The sequence below is a fragment of the Sphingomonas oligophenolica genome, from assembly GCF_006438955.1.
GTDB lineage: Bacteria > Pseudomonadota > Alphaproteobacteria > Sphingomonadales > Sphingomonadaceae > Sphingomonas > Sphingomonas oligophenolica_A.
In genome coordinates this window covers 201997-217568 of the sequence record NZ_RCZK01000005.1, presented here as the reverse complement: position 1 = coordinate 217568, position 15572 = coordinate 201997, and the positions used below count along the sequence as shown (strand labels likewise).

The window sequence follows — 15572 nt, the reverse complement described above, 5'->3', positions numbered from 1 at the left end:
GATGCCCATCAACCCGCAAGCCTATCGCCCCGCGAAGACGCTCCTCACGCTCGGCGACACCGTCTTCGATCCCGTCGCCGCCGCGGACTTTCCCGAAACGCGGCTGCGCTTCCGCAACGACCGCGCCGCTGCCGAAGTCGGTCTCGACGCACTGACCGACGACGAATGGATCGCGCATCTCGGGCGGTTCGAACCGCTCCCCGGCACGCTGCCCCAGCCGCTGGCGCTCCGCTACCACGGCCACCAGTTCCGTACCTATAACCCGGAGATCGGCGACGGGCGCGGCTTCACCTTCGCGCAACTGCGCGATGATGATGATCGTCTGATGGACCTCGGCACCAAGGGATCGGGGCAGACCCCATGGAGCCGGTTCGGCGACGGGCGGCTGACGCTGAAAGGCGGCGTGCGCGAAATCCTCGCGACCGAGATGCTCGAGGCGCTGGGCGTCCCGACCAGCCGCACGCTATCGCTGATCGAGACCGGCGAGGCGCTCGATCGCGGCGACGAACCCTCCCCGACCCGCTCGGCGGTGATGGTCCGCCTCAACCACGGCCACATCCGCATCGGCACCTTCCAGCGCATCGCCTATGAGCGCGACGAGGCCGCGATGCGCCGCCTCGTCGGCTACACGCTCCGCAACTTGTACGGCGAGGACAGCGACGACCCGATCCGCCTGCTCGACCTCGTCGTCGCGCGCACCGCGACGCTCGCCGCGCGCTACATGGCCGCGGGCTTCGTCCACGGCGTCCTCAATTCGGACAATATCAACGTCACCGGCGAGAGCTTCGATTACGGCCCGTGGCGCTTCGCCCCCACTTGGGACCCCGCGTTCACCGCCGCCTATTTCGACCATCGGGGCCTCTATGCCTTCGGCCGCCAGCCCGAAGCGATCCACTGGGACGTGATGCAACTCGCCGCCAGCCTGCGCCTGATCGCGGAGAGCGGCCCACTGGTTGAAACGCTCGAGCGCTTCGGCGAACGCTATCAGCCCGCCGTCGCGACCGCGATCCTGTGGCGGCTCGGGGTGATCCCGCAGGACCCGGACACCGATCGCGCGCTGGTCCAGACGATCGAACAGGCGCTCCGCACCACCGCCACCCCGATCGACCGTTTCTTCTTCGACGCCTTCGGAGGGGCGCTTCCCGATCATTATGGCGACGCTTTCGCCGCCGTCCGCACCGCGCTCGGCCCCTATGCCGCCCGCCGGGCGCGCGACCACGACTATTGGCGCGGCGAACCCTGCGCCATGCTGATCGACGAGGTCGAGAGCATCTGGTCCGCGATCGCCGATCGCGACGACTGGGCGCCGCTCCACGCCAAGATAGCTGCAATTCGCAAGATGGGCGACGCCTTGCGGTAAATCCGCCCGGGTCACACCGTCTTGCCGCCCCCGCGGCATTCGCTTACCTCCCGCGCATGGCGGACGAACTCATTTCCTACGAACCCGCGACGGGTGCCGAATTATGGCGTCGCGAAACCAGCGACGTCGATGCCGAGGTCGCCGCCGCACGCCATGGCTGGGCGAGCTGGGCCGCGCAGCCGCTGGCGGTCCGCGTCGAGACGATGCGCCGCTTCGCCAACACCGTCCGTCAGCGCGCCGACGCCTTCGCGGACCTGATCGCGCGCGAGACCGGCAAGCCGTTGTGGGAGGCGCGCACCGAAGTCGACAGCGTCATCGCCAAGGTCGACATCTCGGTCACCGCCTATGCCGAGCGTACCGCGCAGCGGCGGCTCGACGCGCCGATGAACACACGGATGGCGCTGCGCCACAAGCCGCATGGCGTACTCGCGGTCCTTGGCCCCTATAATTTTCCCGCGCACCTGCCCAACGGCCACATCGTCCCCGCGCTGATCGCGGGCAACGCGGTGATCTTCAAACCGTCGGAGAAGACGCCGGCGACCGGCGCGTTCATGGTCGATTGCTACCGCGCCGCGGGCGTGCCCGAAGCGTGCATCCGCCTCGTTATCGGCGGTCCCGATCATGGCAAGGCGCTGGCCGGGCATCCCGATATCGACGGCCTGCTCTTCACCGGATCGGCGCGGACCGGGATCACGCTCAATCGCCAGTTCGCTACCAAGCCCGAAAAGATTCTCGCGCTCGAAATGGGCGGCAACAACCCGATCATCGTCTGGGACACCCCCGACATCCACACCGCCGCTGTGCTGGTGGTGCAGTCCGCGTTCACCACTGCGGGGCAGCGCTGCACCGCCGCACGGCGCCTCATCGTCCAGGACTCGCTCTACGACCCGCTGATCGAAACCCTGAACAAGCTCGTCGGCCGGCTCATCGTCGGATCGCCGCACGACGATCCGCAGCCGTTCATGGGCCCGGTGATCGACAACGACACCGCGGACATGCTGACCGAAAGCTTCCTGACGCTGTTGATGAACGGGGGCCGCGTCATCCGTCACCTCGAACGGCTCGACGACACGCGCCCGTTCCTGGTGCCCGCGATGATCGATGTCACCGCGATGCCCGAACGCCCCGATGTCGAGCTGTTCGGCCCGATCCTCCAGGTCATCCGCGCCGACGATTTCGACGGTGCGATCGCGGAGGCGAACAACACCCGCTACGGCCTGTCAGCCTCGCTGATCAGCCAGACGCCCGCGCTCTACGACCGGTTCTGGTCGGGTATCCGTGCCGGAATCGTCAACTGGAACCGCCCGACCAACGGCGCGTCGTCGTCGGCGCCGTTCGGCGGCATCGGCTGGTCGGGCAACCACCGCCCCAGCGCGTTCTACGCCGCCGACTATTGCGCCTATCCGGTGGTCAGCAACGAGGCCGACAGCGCGCGCGCCACGCTGGGGATCGGGCTCCGCGACGACTGACCTTGCGCGCGGCGCGGACCGTGAACGGCGACTGACATCCACATTCAGGATCGATCCAGTCGGCGAAGCGCAATCAATAGTCACCACAGCCCGAGGGGAAGGTGACATGAAGGTTACATTGATTGGTTCGTTGATCGGCGCGGCGGCGTTCGCGGCGTTGATCCCTGCCGCCGCGTCGGCTCAAAGCTTCGGCTACGGATACAGCTATGGCAGCCAAGACCGCCACGAGCATGAGCACGAGCATCTCGAAGACCGCCACGACAACAATCACGATCAGCTCGACGAGGAGCATGAAGAGGCGCACGAGCGGGGGGTATCGCGCTGGGGCCATGCGCAGCTCCACAGCGACCTCGCGCAGCAACACGCGTACGCCGATTATCGGCTAGCGCGTCAACATCAACGTGAACACCGCCGCAATAGCTGGCGTCCACGCTATCGGAACTATGGCTACAATAACTATTACGGCTATTGATTGGTCCGCCCGCCGCATGCCTCCCCTGCCGATCGGGGAGGCGGTGGCGGGCCACGACCCTTAGGCCCAAGCTCCGCTACCCTCGTCCCAAGGATCGCTCGGTTGTCGCATCGCGACGAACCGCCCATCTCGGCTCTTATGACAAGCCTTCCCGACTCCACCCCGGCCGGCCATGTAATCCTGGTCGGCGCCGGTCCCGGCGATCCGGGTCTCCTCACCGTCCGCGCGGTCGCAGCGCTCGGAATCGCCGATGTCGTCGTCCACGACGGACTGATCGACCCGCGTGTCCTCGATCTCGCCCCCGCTACCGCACGGCGCATCTCGGTCGCCAAGCAGCGCGCGCGCCACACGCTGCCGCAGGACGCGATCAACGCGCTTCTCGTCGCGCAGGCGCAGGCAGGCAACGTCGTCGTCCGCCTCAAGGGCGGCGATCCCTTCGTGTTCGGGCGCGGCGGCGAAGAGGTAGAGGCGGTCCGCGCCGCGGGGCTGCCGGTCGAAGTCATCCCCGGCGTCTCCGCTGCGCTCGGCTGCGCGGCCGAGGCGATGCTGCCTCTCACCCACCGCGACTATTCCAGCGCGGTCAGCTTCGTCGCGGGCCAGTGCAAGGGCCTCGCCGACCAGAACTGGTCGGGGCTCGCAGGGCAAGGGCGCACGCTCGTGATCTACATGGGCGTCGCCACCGCAAACGACATCGCCGACAAGCTGATCGCCGACGGCGTCACCCCCGACATGCCCGTCGCGGTCATCGAAAAGGGTACGCTGGCGGGACATCGCGCGATGAAGACCTTGCTCGCCGATCTCGGCGCGATGGTGGCGCGCGAGCGCGTCCAGAGCCCCGCGATCATCGTCGTCGGCGAGGTCGTCGACCTGTCCGACGCGCAGGACAAACTCGCCCGCTGGGCCAGGATTGCAGAGAGAGCCCACGAAAGTAATACTTTCGTGGGGCCCATGGAGCTCGCAGCATGAACATCCTCACGGGTAACGATCTGCCGACCGGCGACGTGATCTGGTGGACCGGCGCGGGCTGGTCGCGCCACGTCGCCGACGCGGTCGATGTCGGCACCACCGGCGAGACGACCGGCGCGGCAGAAGAAGCCTTGCGCCGCGTCAACAACCCGTACGTGATCGAGGCGACCGACACCGCCGATGGCCCCCGCCCCGCCCATATCAAGGACCGCGTCCGCGCGCTCGGCCCCACGGTGCGCCCCGACCTGACCCTCAAGCCCGACGACGCTGCGGCGATCGCGCAGGTGATCTGATGTACAAATATGACCAATACGACCAGTCGATCGTCGACGCCCGCGTCGATGAATTCCGCGACCAGGCGCGTCGCCGCCTCGCCGGCGAGATCACCGAGGATCAGTTCAAGCCGCTCCGGCTCAAGAACGGTCTATACCTGCAACTTCATGCGTACATGCTGCGCGTCGCAATCCCGTACGGCACGCTCGACAGTCGCCAGATGCGCAAGCTCGCGTACATCGCGCGGACCTACGATCGCGGCTACGGCCATTTCACCACGCGCCAGAACATCCAGTACAACTGGATCAAGCTGGAGGAAGCCCCCGACATCCTCGCCGATCTCGCGACGGTCGAGATGCACGCGATCCAGACCAGCGGCGAGAGCATCCGCAACGTGTCGTCGGACCAATATGCCGGTGCCAGCGCCGACGAGATCGCCGACCCACGCCCCTGGGCCGAACTGATCCGCCAGGCGACGACCTTCCACCCCGAATTCAGCTACCTGCCACGCAAGTTCAAGATCGCGGTCATCGCGTCGGCGGAGGATCGCGCCGCGATGCGGCTCCACGATATCGGGCTGCGGCTCGTCGCGAACGACGCGGGCGACTTGGGGTTCGAGGTTTATGTCGGCGGCGGGATGGGTCGCACCCCATTCATCGCGCCGCTGATCCGCGCGTTCCTGCCGGTTGACCACCTGTTCAGCTATTGCGAGGCGGTCCTGCGGGTGTGGAACCGCACCGCGCGCCGCGACAACATCCACAAACAGCGGGTCAAGATCCTCGTCCACCAGATGGGCGCCGAGGCTTTCGCCGCGGCGGTCGAGGCCGAATGGCAGGAAATCCTGCCCAACAAGTCGGATGTTCCCCGCGCCGAATTCGACCGGATCGCCGCCTATTTCACCCCGCCCGCGTTCGAGGCGGGGGATCGCGAACCCGATCGCGCCGACCCCGATTTCGCGGTCTGGCTCGACCAGAACGTCAAGCCGCACAAACATCCCGGCTATGCGATCGTCAACATCAGCCTAAAGCCGATCGGGGGCATCCCCGGCGATGCTTCCGCCGACCAGATCGATCTGATGGCCGATCTCGCCGAACGCCATAGCTTCGACGAACTGCGTGTCACCCACGCGCAGAACATCGTCCTGCCCCACGTCCGCAAGGCCGATCTCTACACGATCTGGCAGGCGCTGGTCGACGCAGGGCTGGCCGAATCGAATCTCGATCTCATCAGCGACATCATCGCCTGCCCCGGGCTCGATTACTGCAGCCTCGCCAACGCACGCTCGATCCCCGTCGCGCAGAAGATCGCGACGCGGTTCGCGGGTCGCCAGCGCGATCTGGGCGAGTTGAAGCTCAAGATCAGCGGCTGCATCAACGCCTGCGGTCATCACCACGCGGGCCACATCGGTATCCTCGGCGTCGACAAGAAGGGCACCGAAAACTACCAGCTGCTGCTCGGCGGCTCAGGCGCGGAGGATGCCAGCCTCGGCAAGATCACCGGGCCGGGGTTCTCCGAAGACGGCATCGTCGATGCGATCGAGCGCGTCACCGACCAATATATCGCGGTACGTCAGGACGGCGAACGCTTCCTCGACACCTACCGCCGCGTCGGCATGGATGGTTTCAAGGAGGCGATCTATGGATGATCCCAATCAAAAGCCCCTCCCCTTCAGGGGAGGGGTTGGGGTGGGGCAATATGCCGCGCTCACCCTCTGCGAGACATCCCTCACCCCTAACCCCACCCCTGAAGGGGAGGGGCAGCAATGACCGATCTCCTGCGCTTCCGCACCGATGCCGCGCATGAAGAACCCGCGGTGTCGCTCGACGCCTTCGTCGAGGGCCAGGCGAATGCCTCGGCGGTGCGGCTGGAGGCGGGCGACGATGCCCGCGTCCTCATCCCCTATCTCGATCGGATCATGCTCGTCGAAATCGGCTTCCCGAAATTCCGCGACGGCCGGGGCTATTCGTCGGCGCGGATCCTGCGCGAGGCGGGCTACACCGGCGAGCTTCGCGCGGCCGGCGACGTGCTGGTCGACCAGATCGACTTCATGCGCCGCTGCGGATTCGACGCCTTCGCCCCCGATGCGCCGATCGACGAGGCGGTCCTGACGCGCAGTCTCGAACGCTACGACTATCATTACCAGCCGGCCGCGGACGCCATCGTGCCGGTCTGGAAACTCCGTCATGGCTAATGCGCTGCGCAAGCTCGACATGATCGACGTCGGCCCCGTCTTCACCCAGAAAGACGCCGATGCGCTCAATGCGCGCTTCGCCGGTGTCGAGACGCTGCCGATGCTGCGCGCGGTGTTCGCCGAGGGCATGCTCGGCAAGACCGCGGTGGTGTCGTCGTTCGGCACCGAGAGCGCGGTGCTGCTCCACCTCGTCGCCGCCGCCGATCCGTCGATCCCGGTGATATTCGTCGACACGCTCAAGATGTTTCCCGAAACGCTGGCGTATCGCGACAGGCTCGTCGCCGCGTTCGGGATTGAAAACAGCTGGACGGTCGAACCCGACGCGCTCGCGCTTGCGGCGCAGGACGAAAAGGGCCTGCGCTGGTCGTACGATCCCGACGGCTGCTGCGCGATCCGCAAGGTCGAACCGCTCGCGCGCGCCAAAGCGGGGCTCGACAGCTGGATTTCGGGCCGCAAGGCGTTCCAGTCCTCGACCCGCCAGAACATCGCGCGCTTCGAGAACGAGGACTGCCGATTGAAGGTCAACCCGCTCGGCGATTGGGTGAAGGCCGATCTCGACGCCTATTTCGACGAACATGCCCTCCCCCGCCACCCGCTCGAAGCCGACGGCTATCCCTCGATCGGGTGCCAACCCTGCACCAGCAAGGTCCAGCCCGGCGAAGATCCGCGCGCGGGTCGCTGGCGCGGCTGGGACAAGGTCGAATGCGGCATTCATGAACCCGCAAAGCCCGGCGAAGACCCGATTTTCTGATTGTGCGGTTTCAATCGTCGCCGCGGAGCCCGGTGCCGAAGCGGCTCAATACTCCGCCAGGTCGGTGAATTTGGTGATCGTCGGATCGAACTTCATCCGCACCTTACCCGTCGAGCCGTGGCGCTGCTTGGCGATGATCAGTTCGGCGAGGCCATAGACCCGCTCCATGTCCGCTGCCCAGGCATTGTGGTCGTCGTGGACCTTGGCGCTGTCGCCCTCGACGGGGCGCTTGGGTTCCTTCGAAGCGACATAATAATCCTCGCGATAGACGAACCACACCATGTCGGCGTCCTGCTCGATCGATCCCGATTCGCGTAAGTCCGACAGCATCGGCGTCTTGTCCTCGCGCTGCTCGACCGCGCGCGACAGCTGCGACAGCGCGAGCACCGGCACGTTGAGATCCTTGGCCATCGTCTTCAACCCGCGACTGATCTCCGATATCTCCTGCACGCGGTTGCCCTCGCGGTTGTTTCCCGATCCGGTCAGCAGCTGGAGATAATCGACCACGACCAGCCCGATCTCGTTGTTGTGCCGCCGCTGGAGCCTTCGCACCCGCGTATGCAGCGCACCGATGCTGAGGCCGCCGGTGTCGTCGATGAACAGCGGCAGATTCTCCAGCTCCGCCGCCGCCGCCGCGAGCTGCCCGAATTCGGCGCGGCTGATCTTGCCCATCCGCAGTGCCTCGGACGAGATTCGCGATTGCTCGGCCAGGATACGCGTCGCGAGCTGGTCCGCCGACATTTCCAAGCTGAAGAACGCGACCTTCGCCCCCACCGAATCGGCGGGTGCGATGCCGTCGGCCATGTCGCGCATCCAGCGCCGCGCGGCGTTGAACGCGATGTTGGTGGCGAGCGACGTCTTGCCCATGCCAGGACGCCCGGCGAGGATCATCAAATCACTGTGATGCATCCCGCCGATCTTGGCGTTGATGCTGTCGATGCCCGTGGTCACGCCCGACAGGTTGCCGCCTGAATTCAGCGCGCGCTCGGCCATTTTCACCGCCGCGGTGGTGGCCTGCGCGAAGGTTTTGACCGATCCCTCGATGTCGCCGTCCGAGGAGACCTTGAACAATTCCTCCTCGGCCAACTCGATCTGCGCGCGCGGATTGACCTCTTCGCTGGTGTCCATCGCGCGGTCGACCAGCGTCCGCCCAACGGTGACGAGCGCGCGGAGCATCGCCAGGTCGTAGATTTGCTGCGCGAACTGGCGCGCGCCGATCAGCCCCGCGCCGCTGCCCGTCAGGCTGGCGAGATAGGCGGGGCCGCCGAGCTCCTTCATCCCCTCGTCGGCCTCGAACATCGGCCTCAGCGTCACCGGGGTCGCGAGCATGTCGTTCGACCGCAGCGTCTTGATCGCGGCGAAGATCCGCCCGTGGAGCGGTTCGAAGAAATGCGTCGGCTCCAGCCGGTCGACCAGGTCGTCGGCCAGCCGGTTGTCGATCATCATCGCACCCAGCATCGCGGCCTCCGCCTCGACGTTGCGCGGAAGCTGCTGGGGCTCGGTGGCAGCGGTGGGGGTCGGGAACGCGAGGGTGGCCATGCGCCGCTTCTACCCTCCCCCCCGCCACGCTCAAGCGACCTGCGTTGGAATGATGCGGATAAGTGACAGCCCACACCCGCGCCGCTATCGCGGGGCGATGGCCGACCCCCGGATCATAGACGTCACGCTCGACGAACGCACGATCCTGTGGCGCTCGGCGGATATCGAGCAGGAACGCCGGATCGCGATCTTCGATCTGATCGAGGGCAACCACTTCGCGCCCCAGCGGGCGCATGACGACGGCTATGCCGGGCCGTACAAGGTCGCGCTCAGCGTCGAGGAGGGGCGGCTCGCGATCCAGATCAAGCGCGACAACGATACCCCGCTCGAAACCCTGGTCCTCGCACTCGGGCGTTTCCGTCGCCCGATCCGGGATTATTTCGCGATCTGCGACAGCTATTATCAGGCGATCAAGCAATCGACCCCGCAACAGATCGAAACGATCGACATGGCGCGCCGGGGGATCCACAACGATGCCGCCGACCTGCTCAAGGAGCGGCTGGCGGGCAAGATCGAGATCGACTTCGACACCGCACGACGGCTGTTCACGCTGATCTGCGTGCTGCATATCCGCGCCTGATGGCAGGGGGCGTGATCAAGGCGGCGGCGGTGCTGGCGGGGCTGGCCATGCTCGGCGTGGGCGGGTGGAGCGTCGCGACCAGCTGGCATCCCTCGGCGACGCGATACCCGCTCCAGGGCGTCGACCTCGGCCCCAATCCGGGCGCGGTCGAATGGGGCACGGTACGCGCGCGCGGCGCGGATTTCGCCTACCTCACCGCCACCATAGGCGCGACCCGGCGCGATCCGGGGTTCGAGGCCAACTGGGCGGCGCTGCCCGAAGCGGGGCTGCGGCGCGGCGCGCTCCACGTCTATTCGCTGTGCGAGCGCGCCAGCGACCAGGCCAACGCCTTCAACACCTTCGTCCCCCGCACCAAGGATTCGCTTCCCGCTGCGGTCGATATCCACTTTGCCGACGATTGCCCGGCGCGCCCTGATCGTGCGGTCGTGGTCAACGAACTCGCGCGGTTCATCGCGATGGTCGAAACCCACACCCGCAAGCCCATGCTGCTACGAATCAGCAAGCCGGTAGAGGCCGCCTATCACCTGTCCGCCGCGATCGACCGCCCGGTCTGGGCGGTGGCCAATTTGTTCGCGCCAGCCTATGCCGCGCGCCCGTGGCGGCTCTGGCGCGCCACCGATTTTCGCCGCGTCGACGGGATCGACGGCGCGGTCAACTGGGACGTAGTGGCACGATGACCGATCAAGTTTCGCCCGAGGTCACGACGCGGCTGATCCAGGCTGCGCGCGACGCTGCTCGCCACGCCCACGCGCCCTATTCGCGATTTGCGGTCGGTGCCGCGCTGCTGCTACGTGATGGCACGATCGTCACCGGAGCCAATGTCGAAAACGCGAGCTACGGCTTGTCGCTGTGCGCCGAAACGGTCGCGGTTGCGACCGCCAGCGCGCAAGGCAGGATCGGCGACATCGTCGCGGTCGGGGTCATAGGCGGCGCGATGGACGCCGATGGCCGCGCCACCGGCATCGCGCCGGTCAGCCCGTGCGGCCGGTGCCGCCAAGTCCTCAACGAAGCCGGACAGATGGCGGGTGTCGACCTCGCGGTCCATTGCGGCGCGGCGGAGGGCAACGCGGTCGCGAGCTATCGCCTGTCGGACCTGCTGCCCCACGCCTTCGGCCCCGCCGATCTCGGCATCACCCCGGTTCGGGGATGAACGCGGTCGTATAATCCGACCGGACGCACCACCCGATCGATTCGTAGAGCGCCCGGCCCATCGCGGTCGCCACCAGCACATGCCGATCGCCGGGCGACGCCGCCTCGCCGAGCAGCGCCATCACCGCGCGTCCCAGCCCCAGGCGACGGTGCCGGTCATCGGTCACGATCCGGTCATAGGCGAACACCCCGCTCGCGCGCCCGCCATAGCCGCTCGCGGCGAACGTCCCGTCATCGGCGACGATCCGGACCTCGACCCGCTCGCCTTCCTGGGTCCGATCGACGCGGTAGCCCGGCGCCAACCCGCCCCGTGCGATCGGCGCGCCTTCCATCACCCAGGTATCGACCTCGAACACCCAACCCGCGGGCACCAGCCTGGCCAGCACTTCGCGCGTGTCGCACAGCTTGATGAAGACGCGCGGCCGATCGATCGTCGCGGCGAGCGCGGCCAGCCCCGGCACCGGCGCGGCGAAGAAATAGCGGCACTCTTCGCCCGGCGACCGCGTATCGACCCGCCACCCGCCGTGATCGGCGACGGGCACGGGCAAGCCGCGCGCGACGCTGCGCGCGGTCGCCCAGTCGCGAATGACCGAATCGAGCAGCGCGCTCACCAGTCCCCCGTCGGCACGCGCTGCCCGATCAGTTCGGCGATCCGCCGCATCGTCGCGGGCGACATCGTCTCGGGCAACGCATCCAGCGCGAAGAACGCGGCCTCCGCCACCTCGGCCCCGTCGGCGATCGGGCCATCGTCCGTCGTACCGCGGAACAGATGCACCGTATCGCGCCGCCCTTCGCCGCGGGCCCGATACATTCCGATCGGCGCGATTCCCGTCATGACACATCCCGTCTCTTCGCGAACTTCGCGCAACGCCGCCGCCTGGGGCTCTTCACCACGCGCGACCCCGCCGCCCGGCAGCATCCACAAGCTAGTATTCCCGTAGCGATGTCGAATCATCAGCAGCGCGCCCGTCCGATCGAACACCATCGCCTTCACCCCGGTCGTCCGCCACCCAACGACGCGCATCGCCCACCGCCGCACGCGATGCGCAAGATCGATCAACGGTCGCATCGCGCTTCTCCGTCTTGCCCTTGGCCCCAAACCCGGCAAGACAGCCCGAAAGGGGAAGCCATGTCCATCCAATCCGACCGCTGGATTCGCGAACAGGCGATGACGAACGGGATGATCGAGCCGTTCGTCGAGGCGCAGCGGCGCGACGGCTGCATCAGCTACGGGCTGTCGAGCTACGGCTACGACGCGCGCGTCTCGGACGAATTCAAGATTTTCACCAACATCGATTCGGCGATCGTCGACCCCAAGGATTTCGCGGCAAACAGCTTCGTCGATCGCAAGACCGATTGCTGCATCATCCCCCCCAACAGCTTCGCACTCGCGCGGACGGTCGAATATTTCCGCGTGCCGCGCGACGTGCTCGTCATTTGCCTCGGCAAATCGACCTATGCGCGCTGCGGAATCATCGTCAACGTCACCCCGCTCGAACCCGGCTGGGAGGGGCATGTGACGCTCGAATTCTCGAACACCACCCCATTGCCCGCCAAGATCTACGCCAACGAAGGTGCGTGCCAGTTCCTGTTCCTCCAGGGCAACGAGCCGTGCGAGGTCAGCTATGCCGATCGCGCCGGCAAATACATGGGCCAGCGCGGGGTGACGCTGCCGAAACTGTAACGCGCGTTGGCGCAAATTTCCTAGCCGCCAACCATCGGGGCCGATCACGCCACCGACGTAATCGACCCTTAAGTTCCCTTGTGGGATTGTGGCTTAGGCGGCGGTGAACCGCTTGCCCGCTTCGTCCCAGTTCACGACATCCCACCACGCCTTGAGATACCCGGGACGATCGTTCTTGTACGTCAGGTAATAGGCGTGCTCCCACACGTCATTGCCCAGGATCGGCGCGCCCTTGTCCTTGGCATCGTCCATCAGCGGATTGTCCTGGTTAGGAGTCGAGGTGACCTTGAGGCCGCCGCTCTTATCCTTGATCACCCAGGCCCAGCCCGACCCGAACTGGCCCGCGCCCTTGCCGTTGAAGTCTTCCTTGAGCTTGTCGAGCCCGCCATAGGCGTCGATCGCGTCCTTGAGCGCGCCCGACGGCTGGCTCGATCCCTTGGGCGCCATGATCTTCCAGAAGAAATCATGGTTCCAATAGCCGCCGCCGTTGTTGCGCGCCTTGCTCGACAGGCCCGAAATCTGGCCGAGGATATCCTCGATCGATTTGCCGTCGAGACCCTCCTCGCCGACCGCCTCGTTCAGCTTGTCGGTATAGGCCTTGTGATGCTTGTCGTGATGGAACGTCATCGTCTCCTTCGAGATGACCGGTTCCAGCGCGTCATACGCATAGGAAAGTGCGGGAAGTTCGAATGCCATGGTGTCCTCCTGGGTTGGCTTTCCTGATCAACGCCGCAGGGTCGTGATGGCTCCCGCATTATTACGCAAGCGTCATGAATTATCGGTGCCGGTCAGTTCGTGGCGGCGCAGCGCGTGGCGCAACTGATCATAGGTCAGCCCCAGTGCCTCGGCGGTGCTACGCTGGTTGAACCGGTGATCGGCCAGCGCGCGCGCCAGCAGGTCGCGCTCGAACCGCGCGACCCGCGACTTGAAATCCGATGGCCCGGTATCGCACGCGACCACCGGATCGTCTTCATGCTCGCCTGGGCCGGACAGCGGCTCGGGCAGCGGATCCGGTGCTGCGGCGGGGCGCGACCGGCGCGGGCGATAGGGCGAATCGAACGGGTCGATCTCGATATGGTCGACCGGGCCGCCACGCTCCCACCGGTATACCGCGCGTTCAACGACATTGCGCAGTTCGCGAACGTTACCCGGCCAGCGATGGTTGGTCAGCATGTCGAGCGCGGTCGGGCCGAACCCGGGCCAGCTCTCCCACCCGATCTCCGACGCCATCCGTCGCGCGAAATGTTCGGCGAGCACGACGATATCACCGGTTCGCGCGCGTAGCGGCGGCAGCGTAACGACCTCGAAACTCAACCGGTCGAGCAGATCGGCGCGGAATTCGTGCGCGTCGACCTTGTCGGGCAAATGCTCGTTGGTCGCCGCGACGATCCGCACGTCGACCCGGATCGGGCGCGACGACCCGATCCGCGTCACCTCGCCATATTCGACCGCGCGCAACAACCGCTCCTGCGCACCCATCGACAGCGTGCCGAGCTCGTCGAGGAACAGCGTACCGCCATCGGCCTCTTCGAACCGCCCCACCCGCGCCTTGGTCGCGCCGGTGAACGCGCCCTGTTCATGCCCGAACAGCTCCGCCTCGATCAGTGTTTCGGGCAGCGCGGCGCAATTCATGATAACAAGCGGATTGTCCCATCGGGGAGAGAGTCGATGCAGCCGTTCGGCGACCAGTTCCTTGCCCGTTCCCCGCTCGCCGATGACGAGCACGGGGCGGTCGAGCGCCGCCGCCCGACTGGCGCGTTCCAGCGCGTCGAGAAACGCGCCCGACTCTCCGATGACCTGGCTAGTTCGTTCCATTCCCAATGTTTGGCGCAGTTTCCCAATCCTACGCAAGTGCCGCGGCACCGCGCCGATCGACAAATCCGACAAATACTTGGTTTTGCTACCTTATCCGAATTGGCACGCGGCGTGCAAAGCATCGGATATCCCGCTTTCGGGCGGTCACAAGGTTTCAAATCAAGGAGGTCATCATGGTCATTTCGGATATCGGTCGCACGTTCGCCGCCATCGTCTGCTCCATCGTCTTCAGCGCCACCTGCGTGCTGAGCGCGGTCGGGCCGGCCCAGGTCGGCGGCACCCCTGCGGCCACCGCGACGGCCGCGCGCCTGACGGCGTAAGTGGCCTGCCGGGACGGGTTCGTTTCCCTCGCCCGCCCCGGCCAATTTTTCAGGAGTAACAGCTAGATGGGCATTTTTTCCCGCACCCGAGACATCGTCGCCGCCAACTTCGCCGATCTGCTCGAAAAGGCCGAGGATCCGGCCAAGATGATCCGTATGATCATCCTCGAAATGGAGGAAACGCTGGTCGAGGTCCGCGCCTCCGCCGCGCGGACGATCGCCGATCAGAAGGAGATGCGGCGTCACATCACCAAGCTCGACCAGCTCCAGGACAGCTGGACCGAAAAGGCCGAGCTGGCACTGTCGAAGGATCGCGAGGATCTCGCCAAGGCCGCGCTGGTCGAACGCCAGAAGGCCGCCGACATGGCCGAACAGCTCAAGATCGAGGTCGGCGTGCTCGACGATGCGCTCCGCGCGTCCGAAGAGGATATCGCCAAGCTCCAGAAGAAGCTGACCGAGGCGCGCGCCAAACAGTCGAACGTCCAGACCCGGCTCGACAGCGCCAACAACCGCTATCGGCTCCGCGAGATGTACGCCGGTCCCAAGACCCACGAGGCGTTCAGCCGCTTCGACCAGCTCGAACGCCGCGTCGACGATGCCGAGGGCCGCGCCGAAGCGATGGGGCTGGGCGCAATCAAGACGCTCGACGACCAGTTCAGCGAACTGCGCGCCAGCGACAAGGTCGACGCCGAACTCGCCGCACTGAAGGCCCGCATCGCGAAGAAGGAAGGTTGAGATGGAAGATATCATCGTCCCCATCTTCGTCTGCGCGATGCTCTTCATCGGCGCGCCGTGGGTGGTCATGCACTACGTCACCAAATGGAAACAGGCGCCCAAAATCACCGACGAGGACGAGAAGCTGCTCGACGAGATGTACAATCTCGCGCGCCGTCTCGAGGATCGCGTCAACACCGTCGAGCGGATCGTCGCCGCCGACAACCCCGACTGGAAACCGGCGATCGGCACCCAGTCCCCCCCATATCAGATCGATCGGAGGAACTGA

General features: G+C 66.2%; 20 protein-coding genes. 15 read left to right on the top strand and 5 right to left on the bottom strand.

The genetic code is table 11. From position 1 onward, the window contains the following. The first annotated feature begins 1 nt into the window (after position 1). From EAH84_RS08550 to EAH84_RS08515, 8 genes are all read left to right on the top strand, one after another. Positions 2 to 1360 carry a protein adenylyltransferase SelO family protein gene (locus EAH84_RS08550; protein ID WP_140870610.1) on the top strand — a complete coding sequence of 453 codons (1359 nt, stop codon included), beginning with the start codon at positions 2 to 4 and terminating at the stop codon, positions 1358 to 1360. 56 nt (positions 1361 to 1416) lie between these two features. After that, entirely contained in the window at positions 1417 to 2829 is a 1413-nt protein-coding gene (astD, locus tag EAH84_RS08545) for a succinylglutamate-semialdehyde dehydrogenase (RefSeq protein ID WP_140870609.1), read from the top strand. A gap of 106 nt (positions 2830 to 2935) precedes the next feature. Further along, a complete protein-coding gene (locus EAH84_RS08540; RefSeq protein WP_140870606.1) occupies positions 2936 to 3301 on the top strand; it encodes a hypothetical protein in 366 nt (121 codons plus the stop codon). Between the two features lie 138 nt (positions 3302 to 3439). Then, positions 3440 to 4267: a uroporphyrinogen-III C-methyltransferase gene (cobA, locus tag EAH84_RS08535; RefSeq protein WP_140870603.1), complete on the top strand. Its 828-nt coding sequence runs from the start codon at positions 3440 to 3442 to the stop codon at positions 4265 to 4267. Beyond that, a complete protein-coding gene (locus EAH84_RS08530; protein ID WP_140870601.1) occupies positions 4264 to 4560 on the top strand; it encodes a DUF2849 domain-containing protein in 297 nt (98 codons plus the stop codon). Before cobA ends, EAH84_RS08530 begins: the two co-directional genes overlap by 4 nt. Continuing rightward, the gene (locus EAH84_RS08525) at positions 4560 to 6185 is read left to right on the top strand and encodes a nitrite/sulfite reductase (RefSeq protein ID WP_140870598.1); all 1626 of its coding nucleotides are present in this window, start codon (positions 4560 to 4562) and stop codon (positions 6183 to 6185) included. The genes EAH84_RS08530 and EAH84_RS08525 overlap by 1 nt, the downstream gene beginning before the upstream one ends. Before the next feature lie 117 nt (positions 6186 to 6302). Beyond that, complete coding sequence (locus EAH84_RS08520) at positions 6303 to 6731, top strand: DUF934 domain-containing protein (RefSeq protein WP_140870595.1); 429 nt, start codon at positions 6303 to 6305, stop codon at positions 6729 to 6731. After that, positions 6724 to 7482, top strand: a complete 759-nt coding sequence (locus tag EAH84_RS08515; protein WP_140870592.1) for a phosphoadenylyl-sulfate reductase — start codon at positions 6724 to 6726, stop codon at positions 7480 to 7482. The genes EAH84_RS08520 and EAH84_RS08515 overlap by 8 nt, the downstream gene beginning before the upstream one ends. A gap of 45 nt (positions 7483 to 7527) precedes the next feature. On the opposite strand, the gene EAH84_RS08510 is transcribed toward EAH84_RS08515, so the two are convergent. Beyond that, positions 7528 to 9021: a replicative DNA helicase gene (locus EAH84_RS08510; RefSeq protein WP_140870589.1), complete on the bottom strand. Its 1494-nt coding sequence runs from the start codon at positions 9019 to 9021 to the stop codon at positions 7528 to 7530. A gap of 97 nt (positions 9022 to 9118) precedes the next feature. On the opposite strand from EAH84_RS08510, the gene EAH84_RS08505 reads away from it, so the two are divergent. From EAH84_RS08505 to EAH84_RS08495, 3 genes are read left to right on the top strand one after another with little or no spacing between them, the layout of a single operon-like run. Beyond that, positions 9119 to 9601 (top strand): UPF0262 family protein, encoded by a 483-nt coding sequence (locus EAH84_RS08505; RefSeq protein ID WP_140870587.1) that lies wholly within the window; start codon positions 9119 to 9121, stop codon positions 9599 to 9601. Between the two features lie 11 nt (positions 9602 to 9612). Next, complete coding sequence (locus tag EAH84_RS08500) at positions 9613 to 10278, top strand: GH25 family lysozyme (protein WP_241656517.1); 666 nt, start codon at positions 9613 to 9615, stop codon at positions 10276 to 10278. Further along, the gene (locus EAH84_RS08495; RefSeq protein ID WP_140870582.1) at positions 10275 to 10751 is read left to right on the top strand and encodes a cytidine deaminase; all 477 of its coding nucleotides are present in this window, start codon (positions 10275 to 10277) and stop codon (positions 10749 to 10751) included. Before EAH84_RS08500 ends, EAH84_RS08495 begins: the two co-directional genes overlap by 4 nt. Here EAH84_RS08495 and EAH84_RS08490 read toward each other — a convergent pair. Both EAH84_RS08490 and EAH84_RS08485 read right to left on the bottom strand, forming a co-directional pair. Continuing rightward, positions 10732 to 11361, bottom strand: a complete 630-nt coding sequence (locus EAH84_RS08490) for a GNAT family N-acetyltransferase (RefSeq protein WP_241656516.1) — start codon at positions 11359 to 11361, stop codon at positions 10732 to 10734. The two genes, EAH84_RS08495 and EAH84_RS08490, sit on opposite strands and share 20 nt — an antisense overlap. Beyond that, entirely contained in the window at positions 11358 to 11819 is a 462-nt protein-coding gene (locus EAH84_RS08485) for an NUDIX domain-containing protein (RefSeq protein ID WP_140870579.1), read from the bottom strand. Before EAH84_RS08485 ends, EAH84_RS08490 begins: the two co-directional genes overlap by 4 nt. A 60-nt stretch (positions 11820 to 11879) precedes the next feature. On the opposite strand from EAH84_RS08485, the gene dcd reads away from it, so the two are divergent. Next, on the top strand, positions 11880 to 12434 hold the full coding sequence (dcd, locus tag EAH84_RS08480; RefSeq protein ID WP_140870576.1) for a dCTP deaminase: 555 nt from the start codon (positions 11880 to 11882) through the stop codon (positions 12432 to 12434). Positions 12435 to 12527: 93 nt separating this feature from the next. Here dcd and EAH84_RS08475 read toward each other — a convergent pair whose 3' ends face one another. Together EAH84_RS08475 and pspF are read right to left on the bottom strand one after the other, a co-directional pair. Beyond that, complete coding sequence (locus EAH84_RS08475) at positions 12528 to 13130, bottom strand: superoxide dismutase (RefSeq protein ID WP_140870574.1); 603 nt, start codon at positions 13128 to 13130, stop codon at positions 12528 to 12530. Between the two features lie 72 nt (positions 13131 to 13202). After that, entirely contained in the window at positions 13203 to 14249 is a 1047-nt protein-coding gene (gene pspF / locus EAH84_RS08470) for a phage shock protein operon transcriptional activator (protein ID WP_140870572.1), read from the bottom strand. Between the two features lie 173 nt (positions 14250 to 14422). Between pspF and EAH84_RS16090 the strand changes: the two genes are divergently transcribed. From EAH84_RS16090 to pspB, 3 genes are all read left to right on the top strand, one after another. Further along, complete coding sequence (locus EAH84_RS16090) at positions 14423 to 14569, top strand: hypothetical protein (RefSeq protein ID WP_170209851.1); 147 nt, start codon at positions 14423 to 14425, stop codon at positions 14567 to 14569. A gap of 66 nt (positions 14570 to 14635) precedes the next feature. After that, positions 14636 to 15304, top strand: a complete 669-nt coding sequence (gene pspA, locus EAH84_RS08465) for a phage shock protein PspA (protein WP_140870569.1) — start codon at positions 14636 to 14638, stop codon at positions 15302 to 15304. Position 15305: 1 nt separating this feature from the next. After that, positions 15306 to 15572, top strand: coding sequence for an envelope stress response membrane protein PspB (gene pspB / locus EAH84_RS08460; RefSeq protein ID WP_140870567.1), 267 nt, complete (start codon positions 15306 to 15308; stop codon positions 15570 to 15572).